The sequence below is a fragment of the Calothrix sp. 336/3 genome, from assembly GCF_000734895.2.
Classification (GTDB): domain Bacteria; phylum Cyanobacteriota; class Cyanobacteriia; order Cyanobacteriales; family Nostocaceae; genus 336-3.
In genome coordinates this window covers 1,437,036-1,458,939 of record NZ_CP011382.1, presented here as the reverse complement: position 1 = coordinate 1,458,939, position 21,904 = coordinate 1,437,036, and the positions used below count along the sequence as shown (strand labels likewise).

At 42.7% G+C, this 21,904-nt stretch carries 16 protein-coding genes; 9 read left to right on the top strand and 7 right to left on the bottom strand.

Annotated features, from left to right (window positions below):
• Positions 1-12: 12 nt before the first annotated feature.
• The 4 genes from IJ00_RS05735 to IJ00_RS05720 all read left to right on the top strand — a co-directional run bounded on the left by IJ00_RS05735 (position 13) and on the right by IJ00_RS05720 (position 7,533).
• Positions 13-261, top strand: coding sequence for a hypothetical protein (locus tag IJ00_RS05735; protein ID WP_035158504.1), 249 nt, complete (start codon positions 13-15; stop codon positions 259-261).
• A gap of 556 nt (positions 262-817) precedes the next feature.
• Positions 818-2,626, top strand: a complete 1,809-nt coding sequence (locus tag IJ00_RS05730; protein WP_035150882.1) for an aspartate kinase — start codon at positions 818-820, stop codon at positions 2,624-2,626.
• A 649-nt stretch (positions 2,627-3,275) separates the two neighbouring features.
• Positions 3,276-6,551, top strand: a complete 3,276-nt coding sequence (locus IJ00_RS05725) for a tetratricopeptide repeat protein (protein WP_238178440.1) — start codon at positions 3,276-3,278, stop codon at positions 6,549-6,551.
• A 79-nt stretch (positions 6,552-6,630) separates the two neighbouring features.
• A complete protein-coding gene (locus IJ00_RS05720; RefSeq protein ID WP_082127268.1) occupies positions 6,631-7,533 on the top strand; it encodes a formylglycine-generating enzyme family protein in 903 nt (300 codons plus the stop codon).
• A 242-nt stretch (positions 7,534-7,775) separates the two neighbouring features.
• On the opposite strand, the gene IJ00_RS05715 is transcribed toward IJ00_RS05720, so the two are convergent.
• The 3 genes from IJ00_RS05715 to IJ00_RS05705 all read right to left on the bottom strand — a co-directional run bounded on the left by IJ00_RS05715 (position 7,776) and on the right by IJ00_RS05705 (position 8,881).
• Positions 7,776-8,000 (bottom strand): hypothetical protein, encoded by a 225-nt coding sequence (locus IJ00_RS05715; protein ID WP_035150879.1) that lies wholly within the window; start codon positions 7,998-8,000, stop codon positions 7,776-7,778.
• A gap of 40 nt (positions 8,001-8,040) precedes the next feature.
• A complete protein-coding gene (locus tag IJ00_RS05710) occupies positions 8,041-8,280 on the bottom strand; it encodes a hypothetical protein (RefSeq protein WP_035150876.1) in 240 nt (79 codons plus the stop codon).
• A gap of 217 nt (positions 8,281-8,497) precedes the next feature.
• Positions 8,498-8,881 (bottom strand): hypothetical protein, encoded by a 384-nt coding sequence (locus IJ00_RS05705; protein ID WP_035150874.1) that lies wholly within the window; start codon positions 8,879-8,881, stop codon positions 8,498-8,500.
• 641 nt (positions 8,882-9,522) lie between these two features.
• On the opposite strand from IJ00_RS05705, the gene IJ00_RS05695 reads away from it, so the two are divergent.
• Positions 9,523-10,989: an NB-ARC domain-containing protein gene (locus IJ00_RS05695; RefSeq protein WP_052754395.1), complete on the top strand. Its 1,467-nt coding sequence runs from the start codon at positions 9,523-9,525 to the stop codon at positions 10,987-10,989.
• A 226-nt stretch (positions 10,990-11,215) separates the two neighbouring features.
• Here the strand turns inward: IJ00_RS05695 and IJ00_RS05690 are convergent, their stop codons facing one another.
• The 4 genes from IJ00_RS05690 to IJ00_RS05675 form a co-directional block, all read right to left on the bottom strand.
• Positions 11,216-12,715 (bottom strand): VanZ family protein, encoded by a 1,500-nt coding sequence (locus IJ00_RS05690; RefSeq protein ID WP_035150867.1) that lies wholly within the window; start codon positions 12,713-12,715, stop codon positions 11,216-11,218.
• A gap of 227 nt (positions 12,716-12,942) precedes the next feature.
• Positions 12,943-13,557, bottom strand: a complete 615-nt coding sequence (locus IJ00_RS05685) for an anti-sigma factor (protein WP_035150864.1) — start codon at positions 13,555-13,557, stop codon at positions 12,943-12,945.
• Positions 13,558-13,900: 343 nt separating this feature from the next.
• Complete coding sequence (locus IJ00_RS05680) at positions 13,901-14,557, bottom strand: sigma-70 family RNA polymerase sigma factor (protein ID WP_035150862.1); 657 nt, start codon at positions 14,555-14,557, stop codon at positions 13,901-13,903.
• A gap of 260 nt (positions 14,558-14,817) precedes the next feature.
• Positions 14,818-15,786: an NAD-dependent epimerase/dehydratase family protein gene (locus IJ00_RS05675; protein WP_035150860.1), complete on the bottom strand. Its 969-nt coding sequence runs from the start codon at positions 15,784-15,786 to the stop codon at positions 14,818-14,820.
• Between the two features lie 388 nt (positions 15,787-16,174).
• Between IJ00_RS05675 and IJ00_RS05670 the strand changes: the two genes are divergently transcribed.
• The 4 genes from IJ00_RS05670 to nblS all read left to right on the top strand — a co-directional run bounded on the left by IJ00_RS05670 (position 16,175) and on the right by nblS (position 21,716).
• Positions 16,175-17,155: an SDR family NAD(P)-dependent oxidoreductase gene (locus IJ00_RS05670; RefSeq protein ID WP_035150858.1), complete on the top strand. Its 981-nt coding sequence runs from the start codon at positions 16,175-16,177 to the stop codon at positions 17,153-17,155.
• A 121-nt stretch (positions 17,156-17,276) separates the two neighbouring features.
• Complete coding sequence (locus IJ00_RS05665) at positions 17,277-18,080, top strand: SDR family oxidoreductase (RefSeq protein ID WP_035158495.1); 804 nt, start codon at positions 17,277-17,279, stop codon at positions 18,078-18,080.
• A gap of 107 nt (positions 18,081-18,187) precedes the next feature.
• The gene (gene purD, locus IJ00_RS05660) at positions 18,188-19,468 is read left to right on the top strand and encodes a phosphoribosylamine--glycine ligase (protein ID WP_035158493.1); all 1,281 of its coding nucleotides are present in this window, start codon (positions 18,188-18,190) and stop codon (positions 19,466-19,468) included.
• Between the two features lie 268 nt (positions 19,469-19,736).
• A complete protein-coding gene (nblS, locus tag IJ00_RS05655) occupies positions 19,737-21,716 on the top strand; it encodes a two-component system sensor histidine kinase NblS (RefSeq protein WP_046814725.1) in 1,980 nt (659 codons plus the stop codon).
• Positions 21,717-21,904 lie beyond the last annotated feature (188 nt).

Sequence of the window (21,904 nt, the reverse complement as noted above, 5' to 3'; positions counted from 1 at the left end):
CAATCAAACTTTATGAAAGACAAATTATTAAATTTTTTAAACCTAATTCTCGTCATAGATGTCTTTGTCGTATTTCTGGGGTTTGGTTGGTTCGCGATCGCCGTCTTTGGCGAATCCACAGGTATACCCCTTGGTTTAGACTTATGGCATCAACTCTGGCAACCAGTATTTAACCCCGCGATCGGTATCCTCATGGGAGGAGCAATCTTAAGCGGTACTATCAGCTGGGTTTCCCGTAAATTCAACAAATCTGCAAATTAATTCGTAATTCGTAATTTTAGATATAACGTTTCTCATTCTAGTGAGGTATGGAAGAACCCCTCCCCAGCTCTCGCCGATTTCGCGGAGGGTGCCCGATAGGGTGGGTGGGGTTGTATTTCATCTGATTGGGAAACGCTATATATAACCCAGGGAATTGAGTTAACTGAAGCAAAATCTCTGAGAATGTAATTTAGTAGTTCATGTCATAAGTTGTGATTGGTAAAATGTGTAATGGGAGCGTCTCGCTCCCTGATTTGAGGACGTGGGCAAGATGCCCGCAGTAAACTATCAATATTAATGCCGTAAACCACTAGTCAAAGGTGGCGATCGCCGTTCACAGATTTTACATACAAACTGACACACAAATTCAGGAAAACCACATCTGTACTAGAGGCTTAGTATCCCTCAACCCTGTTTTGCTACGAACGGAAACAAAATGTAAATTAATCCTTTCATAGTGTCAACTGATTCTGATAATTTAATTAAGCTAGTATACTTACAACTCCTTGCAAGTCTGGCTTTGATACAACAGGCATAGTTAATTTAGTCACAGATTATGGCGCTCATAGTTCAAAAATACGGTGGTACCTCTGTCGGTTCAGTAGAACGCATCCAAGCTGTTGCCCAACGTGTCTACAAAACCGTCCAAGCTGGAAACTCTTTGGTAGTAGTGGTTTCGGCGATGGGGAAAACTACCGATGGACTGGTGAAGCTAGCCACAGATATCTCAAAAACTCCCTGCCGTCGGGAAATGGATATGTTACTTTCCACAGGGGAGCAAGTAACGATCGCTCTCCTGAGTATGGCATTACAGGAATTAGGACAGCCAGCAATTTCCCTCACTGGGGCACAGGTAGGAATTGTTACCGAGGCAGCACACACCAGAGCGCGGATTCTCCACATTGAAACCGAACGTATGGAACGCCACCTTCAGGAAGGAAAAGTCTTGGTTGTGGCTGGCTTCCAGGGTGTAAGTAGTGCCGATGAATTAGAAATTACCACCTTGGGGCGGGGTGGATCGGATACTTCCGCCGTGGCTTTAGCGGCAGCCCTAGGGGCAGATTTTTGTGAAATTTATACAGATGTACCTGGTATTCTCACCACTGACCCCCGCCTAGTTCCAGAAGCTCAGTTAATGGCGGAAATTACCTGTGATGAAATGTTGGAACTTGCCAGCTTGGGAGCGAAGGTTTTACATCCCCGCGCTGTGGAAATTGCCCGTAATTACGGTGTCCCCTTAGTGGTGCGTTCGAGTTGGACAGATGCACCGGGCACTTGGGTAACATCGGTGAAACCCCAGGGGCGCTCTTTGGTGAATTTGGAGTTGGCGCGACCTGTGGATGATGTGCAATTTGATACTAATCAGGCGAAGATTGCTTTATTGCGGGTTCCCGATAAGCCAGGGGTAGCAGCACGGTTATTTGGGGAAATTTCCCATCAAGATGTGGATGTGGATTTGATTATTCAATCTATCCATGAGGGTAATAGTAATGACATTGCGTTTACCGTGATGACACCGATTCTGAAGAAAGCGGAAGCCGTAGCCGCAGCGATCGCCCCTGTATTGCGTAGTCAATCGAACCCCGAACCAGAGGAAGCAGAGGTGATGATACAGCAGGAGATTGCTAAGGTAAGTATCTCCGGTGCGGGTATGATTGGTCGTCCCGGTATCGCAGCCAAAATGTTTGCCACCCTAGCGGAGGCAGGTATCAATATTCAGATGATATCTACCAGCGAGGTAAAAGTTAGTTGTGTGGTGAATGCCAAAGATTGCGATCGCGCTGTGGCAGCATTGCGTCAAACCTTTGAAATCTCCACCTCCCCATCCTTACCCCAACAAAATCCCGCACCCTCAACTCCTCCCGTGCGTGGTGTTGCCCTGGATATGAATCAAGCCCGTTTAGCGATTCGTCAAGTCAGCGATCGCCCTGGAACCGCCGGAAAAATCTTTGGACTTTTGGCAGAGCATAATGTCAGCGTGGATATGATTATTCAGTCACAACGCTGTCACATCATTGATGGTGTCCCCACCAGGGATATTGCCTTCACCGTCGCCAAAATGGATGCGGAAGCCGCCCAGCAAGTGTTACAGTCACACGCAACAGAATACGGATGGGGAGAAGTCGTTTTAGATCAGGCGATCGCCAAGGTAAGTATCGTCGGTGCAGGAATGGTGGGACAACCAGGAGTTGCAGCCAAAATGTTTGCAGCTCTGGCAGAAAATCAAATTAATATTCAGATGATTGCCACATCGGAAATTAAGATTAGTTGCGTTGTCAACGCCGAACAAGGTGTCAAAGCCTTACAGGTAATTCATACAGCCTTCGAGTTAGCAGGTACTGAAAAGTTTGTTGTTCCTGCTTAGAGGGACTTTCAGAAGATGAGTGATGAGTAATAAGTAATAAGTAATGAGCATTAAATGTAGGTTGGGTGGAGGCTTTGCGTAACCCAACATGATCTGAGCCACCCAATGTATATATTGGTGTTGGGCTGAACGAAGTCGAAGTCCAACCTACTTCTAACTTGCTCCTCCCTAACTGCACCAGTAATATGAGTTAAAGGTGATATTTTTGCGAATCAAGACCAAACGATATATTTTTTTATTACCCCACCCTAACCCTCCCCGCTCGCGAGGAGGGAACAAGACTCCGGTTCCCCCTCCCCGCAAGCGGGGTAGGGGGCTAGGGGGTGGGGTTTTGCTCTTTGTCCCTTACGCAACAACCCCACCCTAACCGTCACGCCAGTCGCCTCAACGGGGGGAACCCCTGCACAGCATGTCTATTTGAGACAAGACATTACGCAATCACTACGCAGTTACATCATTGCGACGTAGGTCAGCAACCTCAAAGTCTTCTTTTCTGGTTACTATTACGTAAATCCTATTAGATTGTGAATAATTCCAAGAGGGCTTATACGATCGCATTCCAGCCCATTACCTCCGTAGAATTGCATACCCCTGGGAATAGTAGAAGTATATTACAGTGTAAATGCTTACGCCTGTATCGGCTGAAAATATGATGAAAGATTTTCTATACAAGCTACGATTTTCCCATAAATCCCTTTCGTGGAAATGCATATCTCGATGGGCAAAGCCCGGTCTGCGACCATCGCTGGTTTTTGTTGTGGCTTTGGGGTTGGTAGTCAGCGTACCGAAACAAGTTACAGGGCAAGCAAAAACACCCCAATCAACCCAGCAGTCAGCACAATTGCAAGAAGTAGAAAAGCTGACTCAACAAGTTTTAACGTTGATACAACAAGGGAAATATACTGAAGCGATTCCCCTGTTAGAGAAAGTCCTAGCCATTTTGGAGAAGGTACTGGGTAAGGAACATCCAGATGTGGCAAATAGCCTAAATAGTTTGGCAGCACTTTACTATTCACAGGGGAATTACAGCAAAGCCGAATTATTGTTAGTGCGATCGCTCGCCATTAGAGAAAAAGTTCTCGGTGGGGAACATCCTGATGTGGCAGGTAGCCTGAATAGTTTGGCAGCACTTTATTATTTCCAGGGGAATTACAGCAAAGCCGAACCTTTGTATGTGCGATCGCTTGCTATTTTCGAGAAAGTTTTGGGTAAGGAACATCCTAATGTGGCACAAAGCCTGAATAATTTGGCAGAACTTTACCGAGTACAGGGGAATTATGCTAAAGCTGAACCAATGTTAGTGCGATCGCTCGCCATATATGAAAAAGTTCTCGGTGGGGAACATCCCGATGTGGCAACTAGCCTGAATAATTTGGCTCTAATTTACTATACACAGGGGAATTACAGCAAAGCCGAACCATTGTATGAGCGATCGCTCGCAATTCGGGAGAAGGTACTGGGTAAGGAACATCCAGATGTGGCAATTAGCCTGAATGGTTTGGCTCTACTTTATCAATCCCAGGCGAATTACAGCAAAGCTGAACCAATGTTAGTGCGATCGCTCGCTATTTTGGAGAAAGTTTTGGGTAAGGAACATCCTAATATGGCAACTAGCCTGAATAATTTGGCAGAACTTTACCGAGTACAGGGGAATTACAGCAAAGCCGAACCATTGTATATGCGATCGCTCGCCATTAGAGAAAAAGTTCTCGGTGGGGAACATCCCGATGTGGCAACTAGCCTGAATAATTTGGCAGCACTTTATCAATCCCAGGGGAATTACAGCAAAGCTGAACCTTTGTATGTGCGATCACTTGCTATTGGAGAGAAAGTTCTGGGTAAAGAACATCCATCTGTGGCAACTAGCCTAAGTAATTTGGCAGAACTTTACCGAGTACAGGGAAATTACAGCAAAGCTGAACCTTTGTTGGTGCGATCGCTCGCCATTAGAGAAAAAGTTCTCGGTGGGGAACATCCTGATGTGGCAGATAGCCTGAATGGTTTGGCTTTACTTTACCTAGTACAGAGTAATTATGGCAAAGCTGAACCTTTGTTGGTGCGATCACTTACGATTTTGGAGAAAGTTCTGGGTAAAGAACATCCATCTGTGGCAAATAACCTGAATAGTTTGGCTCTACTTTACTGGAGAAAAGGAGATATTACCCGCGCTACAGATTTTTTCACCCGTGGGCTTGCAGTTGAGGAAAAAAACCTGCAACTGATTTATTCTGTTTTTTCGGAACAAAGAAAACAAAACTATGCTCAAACCTTCACGGGAAGAACTGATACTGCTGTCACCGTAGCTGTACAACAATCAACCAAAAACCCTACCCTTGCCAAACTAGCCCTAACTACTACACTCCGTCGCAAAGGACGGGTAATGGATGCCATGACTGACACGGTGCAAACATTACGTACCCAACTAGAAACAAAACCAGAAACCAAAAAGTTATTTGACGAATGGTTGGATGTGCAGCAACGGCTAGCAGCGCTAGTATATCGGGGACAGGGAGAACAAAAGTTTGAGATTTATCAACAGCAAATCAAACAATTAGAAGCAGACAAGGAACGGTTAGAAGAACAAGTCAGCGCCAAAAGTGCCGAGTTTCGCAAAGAAATTACCCCGGTGGAATTGACTGATATCCAAGCTCAAATTCCCGCAGATTCAGCAATGGTGGAGATTGTCCAGTACAAACCATTTAACCCCAAGGCTAAAAAAAATAGTGAACAATGGGGTCAATCGCGTTATGCTGCGGTGGTGTTGCGTCGTACAGGGGAACCAAAGTGGGTTGATTTGGGTGATGCTGCAACTATTAATAAATCGGTTGCTAATTTCCGTCAAGTCCTATCCTCACCTTTATCAGACAAGCGAGGAATTGATGTGACACCGATTCCAGGGAAAAAACAAACGCTTAGGCTCCAGGAAGTTGCCCGCACTTTAGACAAGCAAGTTATGGCTCCCCTGCGTCCCCTTTTAGGCGATGCCCGTCACCTGCTATTATCACCCGATGGACAGTTAAACTTGATTCCCTTTGAAGCGCTCAAGGATGAGCAAAATAGATATTTGGTGCAAAATTATGCTTTCTCCTACCTTACCACTGGCAGGGATTTACTGCGCCTAGAAACCACAGCCAAACAACTTTCAAATCCTGTAGTTTTTGCAGATATCAACTACGAACAGCAAGAAACAGTCATTGCCTCTAAATCCCGTGGTACAGAAAATAAACGTTCCACAGATTTTGCAAATTTAAAATATGGTTCCCTCGCAGCAACATCAGCAGAAGGAAAGGAAATCAAAAAAATCTTTCCTAATACCAATGTCATCACAGGTAAAAAAGCCACAGAAGCTGCAATTAAGCAATTAAAAGCACCCAATATTTTACACTTAGCCACCCACGGTTTCTTCCTCCCCGACAAGGAAGTTAAACCTGTTGCACAAGGCATAAATGACTTCAATAGTCAACTAAACCAACCCCAATATTTAAACTTAGAAAATCCCCTATTACGTTCTGGTTTAGCATTAGCGGGTTTCAATAGCCGTCAGAATAAACAAAGCAACAATACCGACGATGGAGTTCTCACAGCTTTAGAAGTTGCGGGATTGAACTTAAAAGGTACTCAATTAGTCGTATTATCTGCCTGTGAAACTGGACTTGGTGACGTGAAAACTGGTGACGGTGTTTACGGTTTGCGTCGCGCTTTGGTGATTGCAGGTTCACAGACACAGCTATTAAGTTTGTGGTTAGTTGATGATGACGGAACGAAGGATTTAATGGTGAAATATTACGAAAAAGTCAAAGCTGGAAAGGGTAGACATGAAGCATTACGGGAAACCCAATTAGAGTTTTTAAATAATCCGAATTACCAGCATCCCTATTATTGGGCAAGTTTCATTCCTTCTGGTAATTGGCAATCAATGAAGTGATTAATCCCACAATATAAATAATTATAGAAAGAGCTTAACATGATAGGTTGATTACGACCAAGAATAGGGGGCGATCGCAATGATGGGAGATGCAACAGGAATACCGAAGGAAGAAGCAGCACAAGAAGAACTAAGCTACGAATTTGAAGTAGTCACCGTTAACCGCAAGGGAGAAATAATTAAACGAGTATGGCACAAAGCCAGGTACTTCATCGAAACCCTGGAAAACGGGATTGACTTAGAAATGGTGTATATTCCAGGGGGAACCTTCATCATGGGTTCACCAGAGGGTGAGAAAGAAAGTTATTACGATGAAAGACCCCAGCATCAAGTGACAGTACCAGCATTTTATATGGGGAAATACCAAGTTACCCAAGCGCAATGGCAAGCGGTAGCGAAATTGCCCAAAATCGAGCGAGATTTAAACCCAGAACCATCTTCTTTTAAAGGAGAGAATCGCCCAGTAGAGTTTGTATCTTGGTACGACGCAGTAGAATTTTGTGCCCGGTTATCAAAAGCCACGGGAAAGGAATATAGATTACCCAGCGAAGGGGAATGGGAATATGCTTGTCGTGGGGGAACAACCACACCATTTCATTTTGGGGAGACAATAACCAGCCAATTAGCTAACTATAATGCGTCAGATGCTGAATATACCTACGCAGAGGAACTAGTAGGGGAATATCGAGAAGAAACCATACTAGTAGGGAGTTTTCCGCCTAATGCCTTTGGATTATACGATATGCATGGGAATGTATGGGAATGGTGTGCAGACCCTTGGCATGGGAATTATGAAGAAGCGCCACAGGATGGAAGTGTATGGCTAGATAATGGTAATAACAATCGTTCTCCTCTGCGGGGCGGTTCGTGGGGCGACAATTCTTGTTATTGCCGCTCTGGGTGCCGTGACGACTTTGGTTTGCGCGACCTCATCAACTATGATGTTGGTTTTCGTGTGGTGTGTGCGCTTGGAAGGACTTAGCCGCTCTGTAAAACTTACCCAAAACTATCCAAGTCTAGACTTAATCCGCTTTTCATGATTGACGAGGTTTAGTTGATAGAAAATCTTAAATGATATCTTAGCCTTAATTTTGTGTAATTGAAGATTAAAGTCTTTAGTATCAAGGTGTTTAATTCATGGAGTTTATTCCACAGGTGATAAGGGGCGATCGCCTGCTCAAAATTCCGGGTACAGAAGCGCGATCGCCCTATGGGGTAGCGGTGCTAGGTTTTCGATTTAGGTTTAATGGATTTAGGGGGTTTGTTCGGAGGTTTTTTCTGGGGTGTTTGCGGTAGTTTCATGGAATAGGTGACAACTAAATCAATGACTTGAAAGTATACTGGACGATTATCAGGGTCAATCATCGCTAGATACAGAGAACTGGCAATTAACGTCACAAATACAGCAGCGATCGCCTTGTCTTGAGAACCATTATTCTTGTCTGACATGGTATTTCTCCCATGAATGGGTAAAGGGGGTAAGGTGTCATTAACGGGATGATTCAACCATGATGGCGATCGCCACAAATACGACAATCACCACCCCAATCCTGGCAATCCATTCCCATATCCATAGAGAAAGTAAAAATCCTAAAATTGCCTTGACTTGAAAAACTTGCGAGAAAATGCAGACTACTGCAAACCCCAGCATCATTAACAGAAAATACTTGAGTAATCTGCCAGCTAATTTCAGCAACAGGTGGTATTCGTTATTTAGGTTGGTTTTCATAGGTTTTCCTTGTGTGTGTGTGGTGACAAATGTGCAATCATGACTTTCTTCCTTCCCCTTACCCCTAATCAAAAAGCCGGCAAAGTGAGTGGAATCACTTACACCGGCTTGTAAACTTCTCGTTTATCGAAAGCCATATTCAGATTGGTGACTAATGAGTTGTAAGAATGGTTTGTACTAGCGTAGTGAGTTATTACCCCTTAACTCTTCTACTGCGTTACTGATTCGATTTCCAATTAATCCAATTTTTTTCCATCTGAGAGTAGAGAGGTTGAATTTCTCGAATTTCCTGACGGTTCACAGGATAACGATGGTTGACGTGTCCACCAAGTTCAATATTGATGTCATATTTACCCTTTTTCGTGCGAGTTATGAATTCGCCATGTCCCGTGACTACCATAGCTTCTATCAGCAGTATAACCATGTGAGAAAAAACCGGATGCAACAAAATCATCTCTGATGCAGATTGCTGATTTGGGGCGATCGCATTACCAAATGCTTCGCTTCTTACCTCCCTATCTAATGATGTATTGCCAATCTTGATATACATCTGCACCCCATTAGGGCTACTGATAAAATCTGGGGATGAAGAAAATGTCATATCTTTGCTCCGTGAGTCAGATCGATTACTGGGGATGATGACGGTGCGGAACTACAGGGAATTCTGGGTTTAATTACCTCAGTCAAAAATATTGTACAAACCCGACTGAAACACTACTGTTATTCGCAGTAGTTAGTCTTGTCTCTCACATACTTATCACTTAACTATAAGTCTAGTATCGCTTATCCGTTTTTGCAAGTACTAAATCGAATTTTTGCCAAAAAATAGGCATTTTATTAAGTTTTTTAATCTTTCTTCCGAGATTATTTTCTCACATTGCTATAATGTAGTAAATTGTTATACAAAATAAAATTGCTTTACTCCCAAGAAAAGCAGTATAAATACTTAGGGTTATCCAGATAATCCATGTCTGTGAATAGCCGGAGGAGAATATGGTGTCTATTGGTTCCACCAACCATTTTTTAAAATGAAAAATTGTTGTGAAAACAGCAACTATCAAGCAGTATTTAATACTTGGAAAATTAAGTAATGGGTAATGGAGAAGAATCAAGATTTCATCCTTACCCTTTCGCCTTTCCCTAAATAAAATATCCCTGACAAGCCATCTTTTACCAGTCATAGGAACTATGCTATAAGGGGATATCTCACATACTAATATGTTGTGTGGAGCAAGAGGAAATATGGATAGGGCTGCTGATATTTCTCTGCTGCCAGAAAATTATGTTGCGAATTTTGCCAAAGCTCGTGGTGTCACCGACAGCGAGTTAGAGGCATTATTATTGGCATTGCAAAATCAGTCAGGGGCAGAAATAGCTCAAAAATTGGAGATTTCTCAAGCTGCGGTGCGCAAAAGACTTGGTGAAAGTTATCGCAAATTTGGCATCCGAGGGAGTGGTAATAAAAAGCTGTACAATCTCCGACAGCAGTTATGGCAAGAGTATGAAGCTTTCCAATCGAGTCAGAGACAAACTCAGGAAGATTGGGGAGAAGCGGTGGATGTGGAAGATTTTTCAGGAAGACAGGAGGAAATAGAGGAGCTAGAAGGATGGATTTTAGGTAATAATACTCAACGCTGTCGATTAGTGGCAGTTTTGGGAATTGGGGGAATTGGGAAGACGGTATTAGCAGCAAAGATTGCCAACCGGGTAAAGGGAGATTTTGAGTTTTTGATTTGGCGATCGCTGCGGAATGCTCCCAAATTAGGGGAAATTCTCACACAAATTCTGCGGTTTCTTCCTGGCGAAACAGATAGCGATTTACTCGACAATGACAATAATAAGATTCTCCGGTTAATCGAAATCCTGCGTAATCACCGTTGTTTGTTAATTCTCGACAATGCGGAATCTATTTTACGTAGTGGGGAAGGGCAAACCCATGGATGGGCAGGAGAATACGAACTAGGGTATGAAGATTATGGCTATTTTTTCAAAAAAGTTGCCGAAGCTGCCCATAATAGTAGTTTATTACTGACTAGTCGAGAAAAACCCAAGGAAGTTGCAGCTTTAGAGGGGAAAAATTTGCCCGTCAAGGTGCTACAAATGCCCGGTGTGAAGTTAGAAGAAGCACGGGAAATTCTGGCGGCTAAGGGGTTTTCCTGCTCTGATACACATTTAGCAGAGCTTGTGAAACGTTACTCTGGTAATCCCCTAGCATTAAAAATCGTTGCCACCACGGTATATGAATTATTTGGTAATGATATTGGGCAATTTTTAGCGAGTATTCAGCAAAATGCAGTCTATGGTCATATTCGCATTCTTTTAGATCAGCAATTTCAGCGTTTATCAGAATTAGAAAAAACAGTTATGTACTTGTTGGCAATCCAGCGAAAATACATTTCTCTAGCAGAATTACAAGCAAAGCTCGGTGAATCAATCTCAGTGATGCAAATTCTCGAAGCAGTGGAATCTCTCCTACGGCGATCGCTGATTGAAAAAGACAAAAACAACAGTCGATTTCAGCAACAATCGGTGGTGATGGAATATGTTATGACTCTGATTAATCAACAAGGAATAGAAGATATTCAAGGAGAGGAAAAACTCGATTTTTTCGCCAAATTTCCTCTTAAGCAAGGGCGATCGCTGGAATACATCCGTCAGAATCAATTCAGACTTATGCTTGAACCCGTTAAAAGCGCTGAAACTCTTTAGTAGTGGTTCATGTCATAAGTTGTGATAGGTAGAAATGTGTAGTGGGAGCGTCTCGCTCCCAGACTTGAGAAAGCGTAAGCTGTGGCGTATTTAATTTGTATATTAGACGTTGGCAAGCCTACACGCACTACAATAATTTAATATTGTCCATTTATACAATTTAGCTGCACATCAGCGTATCGTGTTGCAACTCAGTTCTCCCAAAGGAAGCATTAATAATTAATTACTAATTGCTATGAATCCTAGACAAATTTGCTGCTGGTATCCTAATACTCAGCACTGTCACCAGAGTCAGAACTATACCCATGAGCAAATTTTTGATGCTGATATCTTTATCACAATGACTCACCAAGACTCCTTCCAAAATCAAAGAAGGTAATAATATTCCACTAATCAGTAATAACCGATAAAATATCAACCTCCGTGTTGTCAAAGTAATTAACAGTGCTAAACAAATTCCTAGAAAAATAAAAGTTTGTACATAATAAAAAGTTTTCTGTTCCCTAGGCATTAATTCTAATAAATTAAACGCATAGGACTGATTTAATCTATCTATATAAACTCGCACAGTCGCCCTAGAATAAGTAACGATAATGTGGTGAGGAGAACTATCTTCAAAAACATCAGGAACACTCAACTTAATATCAGAACCGTTTTCTCCAGTAATTGGTGTTCTTAATCGCAGATCAAGATTGTTTCCTTCCTGTAACACAGATAAATTACGATGCAGGGAATCCTGGGAAATGGAAAGAATCCTTTTTCCTCCAGTTTGATTCAGTGCAGCTGTCGCAATGGTAGTATCAATCGTAAATTCTGATGTTCGACGTATTCTTTGATTAAGGTTTGTCACCGCAGCATTTGTTTTTAACCACTGTTGGGAGTTAAGCTCTATCCCCATACCATCAACAATTTTACTTGCTGCTCCCTGTGGTAATAGTGGAGGAATATTATTATCCTGATAGATTGGATTATTAGTAAAGCTATACGTAGCTATTAGAGAATTATTTTTCTTTTTTTTCTGATGGGAAAATACCTCTGCTACTTCATACTGCGAAACAGCTTTATCTGTAATTTCTAACTCTGATATATACCCATTCCAAGCTCTATTTCCCGTTATTTCATTCCCCAGAGCTAAGGGATAATTCAAATTCCAATTGCTGAGATTTGTTGTACTCTGCCAAAAAAATGCAATGACACAAGATAAAGCAATATATGCTAGACAGAGTAAGATTAATTTATTTAGGGATTGGCTCAATCGACTATTTTCTATGCGTTTTAAACCATATAGAAAACTCTGGGATTTCCAAATATCAAAGCATATCCAACCTACAGCCCCACCAATTGTATTATTTACAATATCCATTAAGGTTGGCATTCTTGATGGTAAGAAAATCTGGACAAATTCTACTGATAATGATAAGATGCCACTTGTAATAATTACTAACAATACCTGATAAACCAGTTTTATCCTAATTTGCTTGAATACTTTAGCCACACTGAAACCAAAAGGCATAAATAGCAAAACGTTATTAACTTGGTCTTTAAAAAAGCTGCTGTTATCAAAGTGCGTCAGAGTTGAGATGATAGAGAAGTCATTGGGTAAATAAAAGTTGAAGGGATAGATGGTTGCAATGATAATTATCACAATACTGAGAAACAGCCATAAATAAGCTTCTCGCAAGGCTAATTTCTGAGGCTTTTGAGGTGAGGTTTGGTGTTTATTCATGAATAAAAATCGTAGCTGTCCCACTATATATTTCATATAATGAGCCACAACATTTGCAGAGACGTTTTCTTAGTTTTATCTCTATTTATGTAATGATTGGGTAAAAATTATCTTGACTTTCATCAAGGATAGATGAAGAGATGGTGAGAATTCAATTCTCAAAATGAAATAGAGACAAGATAATCTCCTGCCTCTATCTCTAGATATTAAATTATTCTGTGCTTTAATCAGTTTACTTCCTTCACCATGGTATGCTGTTGAGGCTGTCTGCTATTTTCTGAATTTTCAGGTAGAGACTTGGCAGCTTTAGGGATAGGAATGATAGGACTATTGAGTGCTACTCTCAAAGGTGTCGTAGCGACAACAGGTTCCGGTTCTGATTGTTCAGTTTTTTCCAGACGTTGTTGAGCAAATTGCACTGTTCCTAACTCATTGTTGGGTAGGAAACCAGATACGACGCTAATGATAGTCGCAGCGATCGCGCTCCCACCACAAATCCAAATCATGCGGGAACGACGACGCAAACGTCCCATGACTTGTTGAACGGTGGCTTCTGTTGCTTGAGATTGAGGAATTGGCAGATGAAGTACACCTTGCCTCAGCCTCAACAGCCTCGCATATAACTGCTTGACAGATTCATCATTATCCAACCATTCTTGTACTTGTTTGCGTTCAGTTGCAGTCACCTCACCATCGAGGTATGCACTAAGTAACTCGAAGCGATCGCGCTTCACCATATCCATCGCACCCGTTAATTCATTGGTATGCATTAGCTCCTCATCAGACAAACCCGGATGGCTGTTTTTGTGGGAGTGATCTTCAAACTGATAGTCAGTAGTCATTTTAACACCAATTTACGCACGGGTAAACACCGCGAAACAACTGGAGGTATGAGATATATGGAATTTTCCTAGCAGAAGGACTCTGCTTAATTTTAAAAATAATTCCTAAATATATGGCAATGCTGCCATAACAAAAATATAGACATGGGGATACCATAGTTATTGCTTCGAGCCATAGTCAAAAATCAAAAAACTGATTTCAACTTCATGGCGATCGCCAATGGTTATAAAGTTTGTGAACAAGATGATTAAAAGAGTTGACAGCTAATAGTCAGCTGTTTGTTCCATGTTCAGCGATGAGCAGAATTGTCAGCAAATGTTCACAAACAGAATTTTGCCATCCCTAGGCATCTAGATAGGTTTGCAATTGGCTTTGCAATCTAGATCTAGCTCTAGCAATACGGGATTTGACAGTACCCAAAGAGACACCAGTAATTTCGGCAATTTCTTCGTATGCCATCCCCTCAATTTCTCGGAGAACAATTGTTGTCCGGAATACTTCGGGTAGGTCGGCGATCGCCTCACGTAACTGGTCGTAAAATTCTCTGGTAGTCAGTTCTTCCTCAGGTCCTGGAGTATCTCCAGCAATTTCCCAGTCCATTTCGCCATCATCTACCGCACGGGGAGCATCTAGCGATAAAGGACTCACCACCCGCTTCCGCTTCCGTAACTCGTCATAAAACAAGTTGGTAGCAATGCGGCTTAACCATCCTCGAAATTTCACAGGTTCCTGTAATCGGTTGATATTCCGATATACACGAATCCAAACTTCTTGAGCCAAATCAGCTCTGTCAGCCCAGTCTGGAGCTAAATGGTACAAAATCCGATCCACTTGGGATTGATAACGACGTAGTAGCTCTGCAAATGCCACACGATCTGGACGTAGTCCTTCTTGACAACGCAAAATTAGATCGTGGTTCGCTAGCTTGTCAACTTGTACCGGCGCTTCCGGAACCCTCACATCCACCGTTGACCAGGATACAGGAATCGATTGACTCATAGATCGTACTGGTTTGAAATGTCCCTACTCATTAGACTACTTAAAGGTCGAGATGTTCCCCGGATAAGTGCCGGATTTATGACTGGAACAGTAGATACCTGCAATTCCTGAATATTTTTATATGACCAGATAAAAATACTTGTCGATTTAGGGGGCAAAATTATTATAGGGTAAGCATTTTCAGGCTTTTTATAGCCAAAATTCACCGCCTAAATCATTTAGGTTGTATCCGTACATTTACATAGAGTTTTTGATTAAACTCATGCTGGCTTCACGGAGTCACCATAGAAAGACTGAATCCAAAACCATTCCTTGCTCAAACCATCGCGCAAAGAAACTTGGGGTTGATAGCCGAGAATTTTCCGTGCTTTCGAGACATCAGCAGCTGTGTGACGAGCATCCCCCATGGCTTTTTCGATATGATTTCTCTTGATGGGACGGTTAACAATTTCCTCCATGGTATTTAATACTTCCCGGAGAACCACCCGACTACCGCCACCGATGTTACATATTTGTCCTACAGCCTCCGGAGCGATCGCTGCCGCTAAATTTGCAGCTACCGCATCACTGACAAAGGTAAAATCTCTAGTTTGCTCACCATCACCATAGACAGGAATCGCCTCATCCTGTAAAACAGCCTTAAAGAACTTGTGAAAAGCCATATCCGGGCGTTGTCTCGGACCATACACAGTAAAATAACGCAGGGCAACAAAAGGCACACCAAAATTTTTGTGATACAGTCCACATAATCTTTCCGCCGCGAGCTTAGTAATTCCATAGGGAGAAACAGGTTGGGGAGGAATTTCTTCGTGGGTAGGCAAAGTTTCCGCATCACCATAAACACTAGAAGTAGAAGCGAAGACAAATCGTTGTAAATGCTTCGCATCCTTGGCAGCTTCTAGGAGAATTTGCGTAGCATTAATATTCCGCTCAGTGTAACTACGAAAACCATCCCCCCAACTTGCTCTCACCCCAGCTTGGGCAGCTTGGTGGTACACAACTTCCACATCTTGTAATAGGGTTTGCCAATCCAGTGACTGAATATCAGCCTGAATTAATTGGAAATTGGGATGATTTTGTAAATGGGCAATATTCTGCCGTTTGAATTGTGGTTCATAGTAGTTATTAAGTTCATCAACACCAATAACGTCTTGACCTTGAGCTAATAAAGCATCTACTAAATGAGAACCGATAAAACCCGCAGCCCCAGTCACAATAACTTTAACCATGATATTTGTTTGATGAGTGATTTTTTATAATCAATATTCATAAGCATAATCTTTATACTTACTGAATTGCCAGATAATTACGCAGTTTTTTATTAATATTTTGCATCCTCAAAGTATCAAGGGAATATACTGATTAGGTACTGATATTTCATGAAAAATCAGTATTTATAGGGATAAAAAAAGATAATTATTTCCAAATTCACAGGTACAATAACTGAGGGTCAGTAGGTTGACGGAAATATTTTTGGAGCATTATTTGCTTTTTTTAAAACCTTGAGTCTGAGATATGTCTATTTTCCCAAAAGCCAGATAGTAGAAATAGTGAAAAATCTCTCAAAGTTTGCGTATTATAATCCGGGCGGATGTCCATAAGTAAAAATCAGGTGTCATGAAATATCTTCAGGGAAAGGTAGTATTAGTCACAGGTGCAACACGGGGTATTGGTAAGGGTATTGCCGTGGGATTAGGTGAAGCAGGGGCAACCGTATATATTACGGGGCGCAGACTTGATGACTCTGATGCTAGTGATGATGTTTCTGGAAGCTTGACAGGGACAAAACTAGCAGTAGAAGCAGTGGGTGGAGTGTGCATTCCTGTACAGGTAGATCACAGTGACGATCGCCAAGTAAGTTTACTATTTGAGCAGATTCAACAGGAACAGGATGGACAATTAGATATCCTAGTCAATAATGCCTACGCTGGAGTTCGAGCCTTAAGTGATATTCAAGGGCAACCCTTTTGGGATTGTGACCCCAGTTTGTGGGATGCTTGTAACAATGTGGGGCTACGTAGCCATTATATTGCCAGTGTATTTGCTGCCAGGATGATGAGCAAACGTCGTCAAGGATTAATTTGTACCATTTCTTCCTGGGGTGGGATGAACTATATATTTGGAGCAGCCTATGGAACCGGGAAAGCTGGGTGCGATCGCCTAGCAGCAGATATGGCAGTCGAGTTACAACCATACAATGTTACCTCCGTGGCAATTTGGCCCGGTATCGTCGGTACAGAGCAATTTTCCCGATTAGCATCAGCAGTAGAGCGAGAAAACACCACCGATCCCCAAAGTTCATTTTTCAGCGATCGCTACAACTGGGAAACCCCCCTATTCACCGGACGCGCGATCGCCAAATTAGCCACCGAAATCAATCTGATTCAGCGTACAGGAAAGGTACAAATTGTGGCAGAATTAGCTCGTAAATATGGTTTAGTCGATGAAAATAATACCCGTCCCGTTTCACTGCGATCGCTACGTTTTCTCCTACCCCTAGGCATACCCTTTCTGAGAAAATATGCTCAGTTCATCCCAGATATTTATATCCCTTGGTCACTCCTACTATTGCGAGTCCTCAAATCACCTCAAATTTGATATATCTCAATATATTTATTGATAAGCAAAATATTTCTATTCACCCCTCTTTTTTCTCTCTGGGTGAGAAATGCGGGACTAATTATCTGGAATTTTGAATTTTGAATTGGAGCGAAGCGACTTGACTCAGCTACAGGGAGCAACAGTTTTAATTACCGGTGCATCGGGTGGTTTCGGACAACAGCTGACTCGACAGCTATTACAAGCAGGTAGCCAACTCATTCTCACTGGTACAAATCAAGAGATTCTCCACCAACGGGTGACAGAGATTCAACAGGAAGTCAAAACTGGTAAAGTCCTTGCTTGCTTACCCCTTGACCTTTCCCAGGCTCAGGGCTGCGAAAATCTCTATCATCAAGTCAAAGCATTGGATATCCCCCTTGACATTTTAATTAACAATGCGGGCATCGCTTTATACGGTCGCTTCGATGAAACACCCGTGGAAAAATGGGAGCGATTAATGCAGATAAATTTACTGACCCCAATGCGCTTAAGTTCCCTATTTGTGACTGATATGATTGCTCGCCAAAAGGGACATATTGTAAATATTTCCTCCCTAGCAGGTTGGTCAGCAATTCCAGGAATGGCTCCCTATGCAGCAAGCAAGTTTGGTTTGCGCGGGTTCAGTGAAGGACTGTGGAATGATGTTAAGCAATACAATGTTAAAGTAACGACTGTGTATCCTTTTTTCAGCCGGACTCCGATTCTGGATGTAGAGCGATTCGGAACCCTCGCCAAGGATTTTCAAGGCATACCAGATAATATTGTGACCGAACCAGCTGATATTATCAGAGTCACAATTCAAGGAATCATTGATAATAAAATCCACGTATTTCCCGATAGGTCAGCAAAAATCCTGCATCTTCTCAAACGATATTTTCCCCCACTCCACGACCGTATTCTCAATGGATTTGAGAGAAAGTAGGATAATTTTCACTGATTAATTGCACCTCCTAGCATTAGGGACTTGCATCCGCTCTAAAATTGGTGAACAATATGGAACCGCTAGCATCCCAAGACCAGAGGAAACCAGTGAAAGTTTTAGTAGTAGGAAACGGTGGACGGGAACACGCCATCTGTTGGAAATTATTGCAATCTCCCCGCATCGAGCAGGTATTTTGTGTACCCGGAAATGGAGGTACAGCAACTTTGTCTCGTTGCCAAAATGTGCCCTTGAATGTCAATGACTTTCCCGCGATGGCAGAATTGGCTCACAGAGAAGGTATTTCTCTGGTGGTAGTTGGACCAGAGGTTCCTCTGGCGAATGGGATTACAGATTATTTACAAAGTCAAGGTTTGATGGTGTTCGGACCAACACGGGTAGGGGCACAAATTGAGGCTAGCAAAGCTTGGGCAAAAACGCTTATGCAAGAAGCAGGAATTCCCACAGCCCACGCAACGGTATTTACCCAGGCATCTGCGGCTAAATCCTACGTCAAGGAGCATGGAGCCCCAATTGTGATTAAGGCTGATGGTTTAGCTGCCGGGAAAGGCGTAACTGTTGCCACCTCCCTCAATCAAGCAGTCGAGGCAATTGATGCCATTTTTCAGGGGCAGTTTGGTCTAGATGCGGCGAAGTTTGTCGTCGTAGAGGAATGTCTGGTGGGGCAGGAGGTATCTGTTTTGGCGTTAACGGACGGGGTGACAATTTGTCCCCTATTGCCCGCCCAAGACCATAAACGCATCGGCGAGGGGGATACGGGGGAGAATACCGGGGGAATGGGGGCTTACGCTCCCGCACCGATCGCCACACCGGAATTAATGGCAAGGGTACAAACAGAGGTTTTAGACAGGGCGATCGCCGCTTTAAAAGCCCAAGGTATTGACTATCGTGGTGTTCTCTATGCAGGCTTGATGGTCAGTCCTGACGGTGATTACAAAGTCCTAGAATTTAATTGTCGTTTTGGTGACCCTGAAACCCAAGTAATTCTACCGATGCTAGATACCCCCTTGGAGGACTTACTCCTTGCCTGTGTGCAACGAACCCTCAGCGCCGTACCCATTCGCTGGAAATCAGGAGCCGCAGCCACCGTTGTCGCCTCCTCTGGTGGCTATCCAGGTCATTATGATAAAGGTAAGGTCATTCACGGCATTGCCGACGCAGAAGCCCAGGGAGCAGTCGTTTTTCATGCTGGCACACAATTGCAAGATGAAGACTTGTTAACAGATGGCGGTCGCGTACTCAATGTTACTGGAGTCGGAGCAGATTTTGCCGCCGCTCTCGGACAAGCCTACACTGGAATACAAAATATCTATTTTGAGGACATCTATTATCGCCGGGATATTGGGTATAGGGTGATAGGAGAAAGGTAAACAACGGTGCAGGGGGAATTGATTACTGTTAGCCATTCCCCACTCCCGTACAGACGCGATATAGCCTCTTGCTCCCTGTGGGAAAACTGAGTTGCAGAGCGACACGCTAACACATCTCTACCCATTACTCTTTACTCCTTACTCCTTACTCACTACTCCCCACTCCCCACTCCCCACTCATTACTCCTTACTCATTACCCTTAACCCTCCTTTATCTGTTACTTTTTTAGTTGTTGGGGTTTTTGCCAATACCAACTAACTTTTTAAAATGCTAGGTCTTTTGAAAACAATTCGAGAAGCGATCGCCAACTGGTGGTCAGAGTTTACCCTCCAAACCAAACTGTTAGCTGCTGTCACCTTGGTAGTATCCTTGGTCATGAGCGGTTTGACATTTTGGGCTGTAAATACAATTCAGCAGGATGCCCAACTGAACGATACCCGCTTTGGTCGTGATTTAGGTCTGCTATTAGCTGCAAATGTAGCTCCCCTGATTGCAGACGAAAACTTGACAGAAGTGGCACGATTTTCCCAACGCTTCTACAGCAGCACATCCAGTGTGCGCTATATGCTCTATGCCGATACAGATGGGAAAATATATTTTGGTATTCCTTTTTGGGAACCAGAGGTAGAAAACTCCCTCTCCATTAAGCGACGCATCCAATTACCCGAAGACTACGCAGCAGATGCTGAAAAACCCATGGTACGGCAACACATGACCCCTGATGGAGTCGTCACCGATGTGTTTGTTCCCTTAAAGGTAGATAATAAATACCTCGGAGTCTTGGCGATCGGTATCAACCCCAACCAAACTGCCGTTATCTCTTCTAATTTCACCCGTGATGTCACCATCGCTGTATTTATTTCTATTTGGGTGATGATTATTTTGGGTGGAGTCGTCAACGCTTTGACAATTACCAAACCCATCAAAGAATTATTACTTGGTGTCAAGCAAATAGCTACAGGTAACTTCAAACAACGCATTGATTTACCCTTTGGTGGAGAACTTAAGGAGTTAATCTTCAGTTTCAATGAAATGGCAGAACGTTTAGAACGTTACGAAGAGCAAAATATTGAAGAATTAACCGCCGAAAAAGCCAAATTAGAAACCCTTGTCTCTACCATTGCTGATGGGGCAGTCTTGATTGATGATAATATGCAGGTGATACTAGTTAACCCCACAGCTAGAAGGATTTTTGCCTGGGAAGGAGAAGATGTCGTTGGTAGTAGTGTTTTAAATCATCTTCCTCCACAGGTACAAACAGAAATTACCCGTCCCCTATACGAAATGGCAGCAGGAGAATGTGAAAGTGCCGAATTTCGTATTCCCTTAATTCAACCAGTCAAACGCACCATTCGGATTCTGCTGACAACTGTCGTGAACCAGCAAAAGGAAAGCATTCGCGGGATTGCAATCACCGTCCAAGATATCACCCGTGAGGTGGAGTTAAACGAAGCGAAAAGTCAATTTATTAGTAATGTCTCCCATGAATTGCGGACACCATTATTTAATATCAAATCTTTTATCGAGACTTTACACGAATACGGCGAAGATTTGAGTATTGATGAGAGAAAAGAATTTTTAGAAACAGTAAACCATGAAACTGACCGTTTGACACGGTTAGTCAACGATGTCCTTGATTTATCTAAATTAGAATCTGGTCGTAGCTATCATTTAAATGCTGTGGATTTAGGACAGGCAATCGAGCAAACATTACGTACCTATCAGTTAAATGCTAAAGATAAGGGAATTGAATTAGCTCAAGAAGTCGAAATCAATTTACCCTTAGTGGTTGGTCATTACGACCTATTATTACAAGTCTTAGCAAACCTGCTGGGGAATGCACTCAAGTTTACTGAAGCGGGTGGAAAAGTTACCTTAAGAGCTTATCTGGTAAAATCAGCAGAACCAGTGAATGAGGATATTCCTAAACAGGTACGAGTGGAAGTGTCAGATACTGGCATCGGTATAGCAACGGAAGACCAACAGGCAATTTTTGATCGCTTTTTCCGTGTGGAAAACCGTGTTCATACCCTAGAGGGAACTGGGTTAGGACTATCCATTGTGAGAAATATTATTGAAGATAAGCACCATAGTCGAGTACATATTGCCAGCGAAGTTGGTGTGGGTACAACTTTTTGGTTTGACTTGGTGACATACGAAGAAGCTAAAACTCCTAATTCCATCACTAGAGATGTGCAATTAATCACGGATGCGATCGCAGGAGAAAGGTCACAGGGAACAGTTTAAAAATTATTTGAGTGTAAATATTGGGATTGGTTAGTTTCCTAATATCATCTTTCCTTGAAAACTTTTACAAATAACACCGAATATTCTGAAAAATAAAGACCATGGTCATACTAAGTTGCTGTCAGAGGTAGCAGTCTCTATAACTGTCATTGCGACCTCCCATTACTCTGAAACGACCACAACAGAAC

Excerpts from the sequence above, each read along its gene's own strand:
- IJ00_RS05735 (WP_035158504.1), top strand. The coding sequence starts at position 13 with ATGAAAGACAAATTATTAAATTTTTTAAACCTAATTCTCGTCATAGAT.
- IJ00_RS05685 (WP_035150864.1), bottom strand. The coding sequence starts at position 13,557 with ATGACTACTGACTATCAGTTTGAAGATCACTCCCACAAAAACAGCCAT.
- IJ00_RS05705 (WP_035150874.1), bottom strand. The coding sequence starts at position 8,881 with ATGACATTTTCTTCATCCCCAGATTTTATCAGTAGCCCTAATGGGGTG.
- IJ00_RS05675 (WP_035150860.1), bottom strand. The coding sequence starts at position 15,786 with ATGGTTAAAGTTATTGTGACTGGGGCTGCGGGTTTTATCGGTTCTCAT.
- IJ00_RS05720 (WP_082127268.1), top strand. The coding sequence starts at position 6,631 with ATGATGGGAGATGCAACAGGAATACCGAAGGAAGAAGCAGCACAAGAA.
- IJ00_RS05670 (WP_035150858.1), top strand. The coding sequence starts at position 16,175 with ATGAAATATCTTCAGGGAAAGGTAGTATTAGTCACAGGTGCAACACGG.
- IJ00_RS05730 (WP_035150882.1), top strand. The coding sequence starts at position 818 with ATGGCGCTCATAGTTCAAAAATACGGTGGTACCTCTGTCGGTTCAGTA.
- IJ00_RS05710 (WP_035150876.1), bottom strand. The coding sequence starts at position 8,280 with ATGAAAACCAACCTAAATAACGAATACCACCTGTTGCTGAAATTAGCT.
- IJ00_RS05715 (WP_035150879.1), bottom strand. The coding sequence starts at position 8,000 with ATGTCAGACAAGAATAATGGTTCTCAAGACAAGGCGATCGCTGCTGTA.
- IJ00_RS05695 (WP_052754395.1), top strand. The coding sequence starts at position 9,523 with ATGGATAGGGCTGCTGATATTTCTCTGCTGCCAGAAAATTATGTTGCG.
- IJ00_RS05680 (WP_035150862.1), bottom strand. The coding sequence starts at position 14,557 with ATGAGTCAATCGATTCCTGTATCCTGGTCAACGGTGGATGTGAGGGTT.
- nblS (WP_046814725.1), top strand. The coding sequence starts at position 19,737 with ATGCTAGGTCTTTTGAAAACAATTCGAGAAGCGATCGCCAACTGGTGG.
- IJ00_RS05690 (WP_035150867.1), bottom strand. The coding sequence starts at position 12,715 with ATGAATAAACACCAAACCTCACCTCAAAAGCCTCAGAAATTAGCCTTG.
- IJ00_RS05725 (WP_238178440.1), top strand. The coding sequence starts at position 3,276 with ATGATGAAAGATTTTCTATACAAGCTACGATTTTCCCATAAATCCCTT.